Origin of the sequence: Achromobacter sp. JD-1, from assembly GCF_038594925.1 — a bacterium.
Taxonomy (GTDB): Bacteria; Pseudomonadota; Gammaproteobacteria; order Burkholderiales; family Burkholderiaceae_B; genus Achromobacter; species Achromobacter spanius_C.
In genome coordinates this window covers 62486-71241 of the sequence record NZ_JBCGCS010000028.1, presented here as the reverse complement: position 1 = coordinate 71241, position 8756 = coordinate 62486, and the positions used below count along the sequence as shown (strand labels likewise).

The following is an 8756-nucleotide window of genomic DNA, read 5'->3' as shown; positions in this document are numbered from 1 at the left end:
ATGGATGGGTGCGTCCCGATCCCCAGCACCCCCGAAGCAAGATCGGTAAGTGCTATGAAAACATACAAGGATGGGTGACGCGCGGCTAGGCGCGGGCAAGAACTCCAATGCCGACCGCGCGAACCCATCAGACGGCGGTGAATACATGGCGCGGCCTGGCACGGCGCAATTACCGTCCGATGGGTTGCGCGCGTTTGGCGTTGGGGTTCTGTTGTCGGCCCTCCCGCGCTTCACCCATCCTACGATCAGCGATTGGCACTACGCTGCGCCAATTCCGCGCACGATGTGGTCCAGCAATTCTCTTGCGGCGGGGGAAATGTGGCGGCCGGCGCGGCTCAGGACGTGCAGGCTGCCTTGATTCAGGATCGGGTTGGCTAGTGGCAGGCTGGCCAGGCGCTGGGCGCGCATGTCGGCGGTGACGGCGATGGGCGGGGTCAGCGCGTAACCGATGCCCGCCGCCGCGAACTGCCACAACGCTTTGAAGGACGACGTGGTCAGCACGTTGCGCAGCCGCACCTGTTCGCTGATTTCGGCGGCCTGGATGTGTTGTCGCACCCCGAACCCTTCCTGCATCGACGCGCCGGGGTAATCGGCCAGGTCCGTCAACAGCAGCGGCCGGTCTAGCCGGGTCAGCGGATGGTCTTGCTGCACGATGGCGCGGATGGGTTCGGGGCGCGAATAGTGCGTACGCAGGCGCGCGTCGTTGGGCGGCTGGAACACCAGTCCGATGTAGGCGCGGTCGTCCACGATGCGCTGCACGATTTCCGACGTGCGCGCCACGTCGATGTCCAACGTTACCTCGGGATGACTGCGCCAATAGCCGGGCAGCACGCGGTCGAACATCAGTTCGACGAAGCCTTCACCCAGCACCAGGTCGATATGGCCGCGTTCGGCGTTGCGCAGGCTGTCGATCTCGGAAAAGAAGCTTTCCTGGATGTTCTGCTGGCGCTTCACATAGCGCGCCAGGATGTGGCCGGCGTCGGTGGGCACGACTCCGCGCCCTCGGCGTTCGAACAACGCCATGCCGCAGTCGCGCTCCAGCGCGGCGATGGCGCGGCTGACGGCGGACGGGTCCATGTCCAGCACTTCAGCGGCGCCGCGCACGGAGCCCCGGCTCATGACCTGCATGAAATAGTGGGTGCGGCGGGCGTCTAGTTTTTCATCCATGGCGGGCTCTTGAAGGCAGGCGGCGGGCAGGGTGGTGCAGCGGCAGATCCACAGTGGGGAATCAGGGTTTACCCGGATTTTTTGGGATGTCGTGCAAAATTCTCCCAGGAAAAGGCCATGCGTTGCATTTTACGCAACGCTTATACCCGCGCGATGTCATGGTTGCCGATCGGACCCCCAGGCGAAAATCGCGCCTGCTGTTCGCGCACGCTGTCGGGTGTCCGGATCGCCGGCCGCCGGATCGCCGGCCGCCGGATCGCCAAACCGCAAGAAAACATACTCACGTTCATCAGGGGAAATTGATGTCTTACGCCAGCGCCAGTCTGGCCGCGCCTTCCATGTCGCTATCCGTCCGCGTTCGAATGCTTGCCGCCATCTTGTTGGTGGTGGTCATTTCCGAAGCGATTGGCAGCGTCACGTTTTCGGTGGGCCCGGGCAAGATCGTTCTGCAACCGATGCTTTGGGCCATTTTCATCGGCGCCATCGTGGCGGCTTTTGGCCAGCGGATGCCTGTGGGCAGCGCCATCGACAAGGCCATGCAGACCCGCATCAGCGGCTATCTGCAATACGCCTTGCTGCCGTTCCTGGCCAAGCTGGGCCTGATGGTGGGCGGCGCGTTGCCGCAGGTCCGCGAGGCTGGCTGGGCGCTGGTGTTCCAGGAATTCGGGCACTTCTTCGGCACCATGGCCATCGGCCTGCCGCTGGCGCTGTTGCTGGGCATCAAGCGTGAAGCCATTGGCGCTACGTTCTCGGTGGGCCGCGAGCCCAGCCTGGCCATCATCGGCGAGCGCTACGGCATGAACTCGCCGGAAGGCCGTGGCGTGATGGCCGAGTACATCACGGGCACGGTGATCGGCGCGCTGTTCGTGGCGCTGATGGCCGGCTTCATCACCAGCCTGAACATTTTTGATCCGCGATCGCTGGCCATGGGCGCTGGCGTCGGTTCGGGCAGCATGATGGCCGCCGGCGTGGGCGCCATTGCGTCCCAGCAGACGCCCGAAATGGCGCACCAGGTGGCCGCGCTGGCCGCCGCCGCCAACTTGCTGACGACGGTGGTGGGCGTGTACTTCACGCTGTTCATTTCGCTGCCGACCACCATCTTCCTGTACGGCAAGCTGGAACCCGTGCTGGGCCGCTTTTCGCGCGGCAAGGCATCGGAATCCGTGGTCGACGACAGCGTCTCGGACGACGTGCCGGCGCATGGCGCGAAGATGGGCTTTGGCGACCGCCTGACCGCCTATGTCATCTGCGGCCTGTTCGCGCTGGTGGGTAACCGCCTGGGCTACAACGTGCCCTTCATGGACGCGCTGCCGGGCATGGGCATCATCATCCTTCTGGTTGTGCTGACCGACCTGATCCTGCGTGTGGTGCCCAAGCTGCCGGCCGTGTTCGTGCTGTCGCTGATTGCCATGACCGCGGGCTGCCCCGGCGTGCTGCCGTACTCGGACCAGATCATCGCGCTGGTCGGCAAGGTGAACTTCCTGCCGTTCACGACCGTGATCCTGGCCATGGCCGGGCTGTCGATCCTGAAGGATCTGCCGGCGTTTCGCAAGCTGGGCTGGAAGATCGTGGTGGTGTCCCTGGCCGCCAACGCCGGCACCTTCATGGGCGCCACGATGATCGCGGAATTCTTCCACTGATCTGAGCGCGCTGAATGGTGAAAGGCCGCCTGATTGATTTTCAGGCGGCCTTTTTTACATCGCGCGTCGTGGGCTGGCGGCCGTGCAACGCTCAGGACATGGCGGGTGCAAACCCGGGACGGTAGCGCGCGTTGTCCGTGGCGTTTTCGGTGGCGCCGATATTGGCCACCGCCGGCACAGCCACTGACGCCGCCTTCATGGCCACGGCGGTTTGCAGTTCCTGCACTTGCGGGTTGGCCATCGCAACGCGATACGCCTGCAAGGGCATCAGGCCTTCGATGGTGCCCAGGTCGTTCGCGTTGCCGGCGCGCTGGGCCACCGGGTCAGGCTGGGCGGCGTACGCGTCAAGGGCGCGGCGCAGTCGCGTGTCCGCGTATTGATCGCGAAAGATATCCAGCTTGGGCAGCGCGTCGGCTGCCGCAAGGGTGGCCGCGTCGGCGCGGGCGTGAATGGTTTGTGACGGAGATTCGGGGGCGTTGGCCGCTTTGGCGGAATCAGCCGCTTCAGCCGTTTCACGTACGCGGGCAACGCGCCGGGCTTCCCACGCGGCTTGCGCCTGCGCGCTGCGCTGGGCCTCGCGCGCGGCCGCGGTCTGGGCCAGGCGTTCGGCTTCCCAACTGGGGCGGGTGTCGTCCACCCGCGCGATGTGCGCCGCGTAGGGCGCGGCCACGCGGGCAATGGGGGAGATCGCAGCGACGTTCATCCTTGCTCCCTGTACGAGTCGACAAGAACCAGAGGTTTGGTTCTGCCGGGGGCTGACAAGTTCAATATTTGGCGTCAGAACTTCCTGCGTCAAAATTTACCGCGTTGCGGGCGCGGCGTCGTGTCAGCCCGTCGCACTAGGAGTCAAAGCGTAACCGCGTCAGGCCGGGGGCAGGGTTGCCTGCATGGACGGGCGTGCGTTGAAGGTCTTGAACCACGCGGCAACACCGGGGTGGGTGCTGCGCCAGTCGTAGCTGGCGAAACGGAAGTCCAGGTAGCCCAGGGCGCAGCCGATGGTGATGGTGCCGATATCGACACGGCCTTCCAGGCTGGCCACGTTCTTTTCCAGTTGCGCCAGTGCGTCGTGCGCCTTGCTCATCTGGCCGTCAACCCAATCGGACCAGCGCAAGGCTTCCGGGCGCAGAGCGGTTTCATAGCGGGCCAGCAGCGCCGCGTCCATGACGCCATCGCCCAAGGCCTGATCAGCCAGTGCTTGCCAGCGCGCGCGGCCGTTGGCGGGGAACAGCGTGCCGCCGCCCAGGTCGTTCAGGTACTCGCAGATGACGCGGCTGTCGTACAGCACCTGGCCGTCGTCCGTGATCAGGGTGGGCACCTTGCCCAGCGGGTTGCTGGGGATGATGCTCTGGTCACGGGCGACGGGGCCGGCGGCACTGGGCAGTTTTTCAATGCGTTCTGTCAGGCCCAGTTCGTGGGCAATGACCATGCATTTGCGCACGAAGGGTGAAGCCGGCGAGAAAAACAATTTCATAGCGGTCCTTGTCGGTTGCGTAGCGTCTTTGAAGAAAGCGAAAAGCAGCCGCAAGCGTACCGGATATGCGCCTTATTCGGTGACGCCGGTTTCCAGGCAGGGGTTGAATTCACCCGTTTCCGGATCGCGCAGGAACAGCACGCCGGTAGCCACGCCGAAGTAGGTGCCGTGCAATTCCAGTTCGCCCTTTTCCACGCGACGGCGGATGGACGGGAACGTCATCAGGTTGTTCAGGCTGTGTTCCACCACGGCCAGTTCCAGGCGCTTGAGTTTGGTCTGGCGGTCGCCGGAGCCGGGGCCCAGGCGCTCGGCCATGGGCTCGATCTGCGACATCCATTTGCCGATGAAGTCGCCCTTGGACAGGGGCTTGGCGTCGTCGAAGAATGAACGGATGCCGCCGCAAGAGGCGTGGCCCAGCACGACGATGTGCTTCACGTTCAGGCCGTTGACCGCGAACTCGATGGCGGCGCTGGTGCCGTGGTAGGACGATTCTGAATCAGGCTCACAGGGCGGAACCAGGTTGGCAACGTTGCGCACCACGAACATTTCGCCCGGGCCGGCATCAAAAATCACTTCCGGCGACACGCGCGAATCGCAGCAGCCAATAAGCAGGATTTCCGGGCTTTGCCCCAATTCGGCAAGCTTTTGATAGCGGCTGCTTTCCGAATGGAAACGGCCGCCCAGGAACGATTGATAGCCTTCGGTGAGTCTTTTGGGAAACATGGTGGTCACTTCCTAGTATCTAGGCCAGGCTTGCTGGCACGCCGACAGACGCAATAAGGGGCTTCGTTTGGAAGCCCCTGTTATCGAGTCGGCAAGCGGAATTTTCCCATATTTGCCCCTACAGCCACCTGTCTAAACCCTGCTCACATAAGGGTTTTTTGCGGTTCGGACTATTGCGCCCGTACGTCCAGCACGGTGACTTTCGTGAATTGCAGCGGCGTCACCGCCTTCACCAAGCGGATCTGCCCGGGGGGAATCGGGCCGATCACGTCATCGTTGACCCGGCCCACTTCGCGGCCCTGTGCGTCGTACAGCACGTAAGTCAGCACCGCGCTGGAGATGGGGCGGCCCGACAGGTTGGCCAGTGAGCCGGTGATGGTGGACATATTGATGTTGGTGTCGCGCACCGCCTGCACGTTGCCCAGTGTGACGCCATAAGCCAGGCTTTGCGCGTGGGCGGCGCCGGACAGGCCGGCAAGCAAGGCAAGGGAAGCAAGGGCAAGTTTCATGGCGGTCTCCAAGTGTGCCGGCGTGAGGGCGCTTGCTTGTCTGCGCCGCCGTTTGCGCCATCCGCATATCGGGCGGACAGGGCTATCTCACTCCTTTCCGCGCCCCTGCACAACGGGTCAAAAGGATGATTCGGTAACAGGTTGCGTGGGTTGTTCCCAGATTCGTCGGCTAATGACAAGGATGCGTCGGAATGTCTCTGGATTGAGATTTTTCGGCCTTGTCTTTTCCTAACTTTCTGATGCTTGCGGCGCGTGGCGGTTTGTTCGATGATGGCCGGGTCGGCAACCGGCCGGCAGCCCGGTCTGATGCGTGTGCCCACGCAGGCGGGCGCTAAACGCAAGGGAGAAAACTCATGCTTTCCCGTACTGCCCAGATGGCCTCGGCCATGGTGTTGTCCGCATGTTTTTTTGGGGCCCAAGCCCAAACCCCCGCCACCCCCGCCAAGACCCCCACGCCGCAGCAGCAGCGCATGACGGAATGCAATAAGTCGGCCACGGGCAAGACGGGCGACGAGCGCAAGGCCTACATGAGCAGTTGCCTGAAAGGCGAGACAACGTCATCCGGCAAGCCGCTGACCCCGCAGCAGCAGAAAATGAAAGACTGCAACGCCAAGGCGGGCGATCAAAAATTGACAGGCGATGCGCGCAAGACGTTCATGAGTACGTGTCTGAAGGGATGATCGGGGTGGGGAAAAGCGGTCCATAGGCGCGCCATGGCATTCGTCGTATGGGCACGTCATGGCGTCCGTCGCGCCACGCCGTCGTTCATGGCGCAACATGGCATTCGTCGCGTCGCGCCGTCGGTCATGGGCACGTAGGATGGGTGCAGCGCGGGAAGGTGTTCGCAAGGAACACAATGGAAATCGCGCGAAACCCATCAAACGACCGTGGATAAATGGCCGATCCAGCCACACCTCCGCCGCCGCGTGATGGGTTTCGCGCGATATGCAGCGGGGTTCTTGCGATCGATCTGGCGCGCTCCACCCATCCTACAATTCGACCCGTAGGATGGGTGCAGCGCGAGAAGGCATCCGCAAGGAACACAATGGAAATCGCGCGAAACCCATCAAACAGTCGCGATCGGCGTCACCGGTGACCCTATCGCGTGCGGCAAACGCAGCGGTGGAGCGGTCAGCATGAAATGATGTCTGCCATTGGCCTCTAGAAACTCCGCCAGGTCTTTCAAATACCAAAGCTCCGCCAGCGGCAATCCCAGCTTGAACAGACAATGGTGATGCAGCGGCAGCATCGCGCGCGGACCGGTCTTTTCGCGGGCCGGGTACGCTTCAACCGCGTAGTTGTCCGCGCAGATCGCGGCGATGCCGCTGTCCGTGATCCATTGCAGCAAGGCCGTATCCGTTCCATCCAGCGCTGCTCCATAGGTATGCAGCACTTCCGGGTCCGGCGTGCCGTTCATCGCCACGACAGCCTCGGCGTAACCGGTACGCAGCACCAGCATGTCGCCGCGTTCCACCGTGACGCCATCCTTTTCCAGCACATGCATCAACTCAGCATGGCCGATCAGCGTGCGGCCCGGGCCGTAGTGGCGGAACAGGTCCACCAGCACGCCGCGCCCCTGCATGCCTTTCTGCGCCAGATTCTCCACGCCCAGCTTCAACGCCGCGGACGGGCCGCCGGTTGAGCAGCCGCAGCCGGTATGTTCGCCATCCGCCGGGCCGACCACGTCCACACCCGCCTGAAAGCCGTTGTAGTAGCGCAGCTCTGGCTTGCCGTCGCCATCGGCATCAAACAGCGCGCCCACGTGCGCCAACGCATCCCACTGCGTGGAATACTGCATCGACAGCAGCACCTGGTCATCGCTCAATACATCCACCGCGTCCGGGTTGACGTTACGCAGCGGAAAGTTCAGATACGGCGTATCCGCAAGCTTGGTCGGACTCAGCTGCGGCGGATGGCGGCGCGGGTTCAGCACGTTGCCGCCCGGCAGGTCCAAAGGCAGCGACAAGCAAAACGTCTTGCCCGCGCGGATTTCCCGCGCGCCCTTCAGCACTTGTTCTTCGGTGATCAGATTCAAACGACCCAACTGGTCGTCGGGCCCGAAATCGCCCCAGTTGGAGCCTTCGGGCCGATGTTTCCAGCGCTGCATGCGCTTACTCCGTCAGAAAGTCGACGACCGTGCGGGTGAAGGCTTCCGGTTGTTCCCAGTTTGAAATATGGGACGTATTCAATTCAACATAGCGCGCGCCGGGGATGGCGGCGGCCAGTTCCTTGCCCTGGGTCGGGGTCGCGGCCAGATCATGCGTGCTGCTGATGACCAGCGTGGGCGCGGTGATGGCGGACACTTGCTCGCGGTAGTCGGCGTCGCGCAGTGCGGCGCAGTTGGCCGAATAACCGGCGTCCGGCGTGCGGCGCAGCATGTCGATCAGCACTTGCGTCAGGCCCGGTTCGGCGGCGCGGTAGTCGTCGGTCAACCAGCGTTCCACGAGTGTGGGCGCCATCTTTTCCAGCGTCTGCTCGGCCACGGCGGCGATGCGCGTGCTCCAGCCTTCCACCGACCCGATGCGCGCGGCGGTGTTGCACAGCACCAGCTTGCCGACCAGTTCCGGGTGCGCCAGCGCCAGCGCGATGCCGGTCGGGCCGCCCATAGACAGCCCGCAGAAATGCGCGCGCTTGATGTTCAGATGCGCCAGCAGTTCGGCGACGTCGCCGGCCAGTTGCGCAAACGTGTATTCGCCATCGGGAATCGACGACTTGCCGTGGCCGCGCGTGTCGTAGCGCAGCACACGAAAGTGCTTGGTCAGTTCGGGAATCTGGCGCGCCCACATGTCGGAGCAGGTGCCCAACGAATTGGAAAGCACGAGCACCGGCGCGTCGGCGGGGCCATCGATGACGTAGAACAGCCGGGCTTGGCTGAGATCGGCGTAAGCCATGTGGGAAGTCCTCGGATGAAACTGCGGCCGCGCAAAGGCGGCCGCGACAGGATTACAGGTGGCAGGTGCCGTCGACGTAGGCTTTGCGCCAGCGCGTGATGGTCACGCGGTCGAACAGATTGGCTTGCGAGAACGGATCGGCGTCGATGAACTGTTGCGCGGCTTCGCGCGTGTCCAGGTCAACGATGTACAGGCCGCCGCCCGCGTCCTTGCCGTCGTCTTGCAGCTTGGCGCCGCAGGCCAGCAGCAACTGCTTGTTGGCGTCCAGGTATTCCAGATGCGCCGCGCGATGCTGCTGGCGCACTTCCTGGTGGTTGGGCTTGTCGAAGGTTTCAATGATGTAGGGCATGGAAGG

Annotated in this window: 11 protein-coding genes; 3 read left to right on the top strand and 8 right to left on the bottom strand. The window is 63.5% G+C overall.

Annotated elements, in window-relative coordinates:
• Nucleotides 1–258: 258 nt before the first annotated feature.
• Nucleotides 259–1167: a LysR family transcriptional regulator gene (locus WBR68_RS28260; protein WP_230695890.1), complete on the bottom strand. Its 909-nt coding sequence runs from the start codon at nt 1165–1167 to the stop codon at nt 259–261.
• 117 nt (nt 1168–1284) lie between these two features.
• On the opposite strand from WBR68_RS28260, the gene WBR68_RS28255 reads away from it, so the two are divergent.
• Together WBR68_RS28255 and WBR68_RS28250 are read left to right on the top strand one after the other, a co-directional pair.
• On the top strand, nt 1285–1470 hold the full coding sequence (locus tag WBR68_RS28255) for a hypothetical protein (RefSeq protein ID WP_230695889.1): 186 nt from the start codon (nt 1285–1287) through the stop codon (nt 1468–1470).
• Complete coding sequence (locus tag WBR68_RS28250) at nt 1470–2807, top strand: DUF3100 domain-containing protein (protein WP_230695888.1); 1338 nt, start codon at nt 1470–1472, stop codon at nt 2805–2807. The genes WBR68_RS28255 and WBR68_RS28250 overlap by 1 nt, the downstream gene beginning before the upstream one ends.
• Before the next feature lie 91 nt (nt 2808–2898).
• Here WBR68_RS28250 and WBR68_RS28245 read toward each other — a convergent pair whose 3' ends face one another.
• The 4 genes from WBR68_RS28245 to WBR68_RS28230 all read right to left on the bottom strand — a co-directional run bounded on the left by WBR68_RS28245 (nt 2899) and on the right by WBR68_RS28230 (nt 5510).
• On the bottom strand, nt 2899–3510 hold the full coding sequence (locus WBR68_RS28245) for a hypothetical protein (protein WP_230695887.1): 612 nt from the start codon (nt 3508–3510) through the stop codon (nt 2899–2901).
• Nucleotides 3511–3669: 159 nt separating this feature from the next.
• The gene (locus WBR68_RS28240; RefSeq protein WP_230695886.1) at nt 3670–4278 is read right to left on the bottom strand and encodes a glutathione S-transferase; all 609 of its coding nucleotides are present in this window, start codon (nt 4276–4278) and stop codon (nt 3670–3672) included.
• 72 nt (nt 4279–4350) lie between these two features.
• Nucleotides 4351–5001: a carbonic anhydrase gene (locus WBR68_RS28235; protein ID WP_050445894.1), complete on the bottom strand. Its 651-nt coding sequence runs from the start codon at nt 4999–5001 to the stop codon at nt 4351–4353.
• Nucleotides 5002–5171: 170 nt separating this feature from the next.
• Complete coding sequence (locus WBR68_RS28230; protein ID WP_050445895.1) at nt 5172–5510, bottom strand: FxLYD domain-containing protein; 339 nt, start codon at nt 5508–5510, stop codon at nt 5172–5174.
• Nucleotides 5511–5863: 353 nt separating this feature from the next.
• Between WBR68_RS28230 and WBR68_RS28225 the strand changes: the two genes are divergently transcribed.
• Nucleotides 5864–6190 carry a PsiF family protein gene (locus tag WBR68_RS28225; protein ID WP_230695885.1) on the top strand — a complete coding sequence of 109 codons (327 nt, stop codon included), beginning with the start codon at nt 5864–5866 and terminating at the stop codon, nt 6188–6190.
• Between the two features lie 386 nt (nt 6191–6576).
• Here the strand turns inward: WBR68_RS28225 and WBR68_RS28220 are convergent, their stop codons facing one another.
• Genes WBR68_RS28220 through WBR68_RS28210 form a run of 3 tightly spaced genes read right to left on the bottom strand, consistent with a single transcriptional unit; the run spans nt 6577 to nt 8750 of the window.
• Complete coding sequence (locus WBR68_RS28220) at nt 6577–7617, bottom strand: cyclase family protein (RefSeq protein ID WP_230695884.1); 1041 nt, start codon at nt 7615–7617, stop codon at nt 6577–6579.
• A 4-nt stretch (nt 7618–7621) separates the two neighbouring features.
• On the bottom strand, nt 7622–8401 hold the full coding sequence (gene pcaD, locus WBR68_RS28215) for a 3-oxoadipate enol-lactonase (RefSeq protein WP_230695883.1): 780 nt from the start codon (nt 8399–8401) through the stop codon (nt 7622–7624).
• 52 nt (nt 8402–8453) lie between these two features.
• A complete protein-coding gene (locus tag WBR68_RS28210) occupies nt 8454–8750 on the bottom strand; it encodes a YciI family protein (protein WP_006216052.1) in 297 nt (98 codons plus the stop codon).
• Nucleotides 8751–8756 lie beyond the last annotated feature (6 nt).

What these genes read in the sequence shown, in the direction of transcription:
- WBR68_RS28220 (WP_230695884.1), bottom strand. Translation starts at nt 7,617, where the DNA reads ATGCAGCGCTGGAAACATCGGCCCGAAGGCTCCAACTGGGGCGATTTC.
- pcaD (WP_230695883.1), bottom strand. Translation starts at nt 8,401, where the DNA reads ATGGCTTACGCCGATCTCAGCCAAGCCCGGCTGTTCTACGTCATCGAT.
- WBR68_RS28240 (WP_230695886.1), bottom strand. Translation starts at nt 4,278, where the DNA reads ATGAAATTGTTTTTCTCGCCGGCTTCACCCTTCGTGCGCAAATGCATG.
- WBR68_RS28235 (WP_050445894.1), bottom strand. Translation starts at nt 5,001, where the DNA reads ATGTTTCCCAAAAGACTCACCGAAGGCTATCAATCGTTCCTGGGCGGC.
- WBR68_RS28255 (WP_230695889.1), top strand. Translation starts at nt 1,285, where the DNA reads ATGCGTTGCATTTTACGCAACGCTTATACCCGCGCGATGTCATGGTTG.
- WBR68_RS28260 (WP_230695890.1), bottom strand. Translation starts at nt 1,167, where the DNA reads ATGGATGAAAAACTAGACGCCCGCCGCACCCACTATTTCATGCAGGTC.
- WBR68_RS28230 (WP_050445895.1), bottom strand. Translation starts at nt 5,510, where the DNA reads ATGAAACTTGCCCTTGCTTCCCTTGCCTTGCTTGCCGGCCTGTCCGGC.
- WBR68_RS28245 (WP_230695887.1), bottom strand. Translation starts at nt 3,510, where the DNA reads ATGAACGTCGCTGCGATCTCCCCCATTGCCCGCGTGGCCGCGCCCTAC.
- WBR68_RS28250 (WP_230695888.1), top strand. Translation starts at nt 1,470, where the DNA reads ATGTCTTACGCCAGCGCCAGTCTGGCCGCGCCTTCCATGTCGCTATCC.
- WBR68_RS28225 (WP_230695885.1), top strand. Translation starts at nt 5,864, where the DNA reads ATGCTTTCCCGTACTGCCCAGATGGCCTCGGCCATGGTGTTGTCCGCA.
- WBR68_RS28210 (WP_006216052.1), bottom strand. Translation starts at nt 8,750, where the DNA reads ATGCCCTACATCATTGAAACCTTCGACAAGCCCAACCACCAGGAAGTG.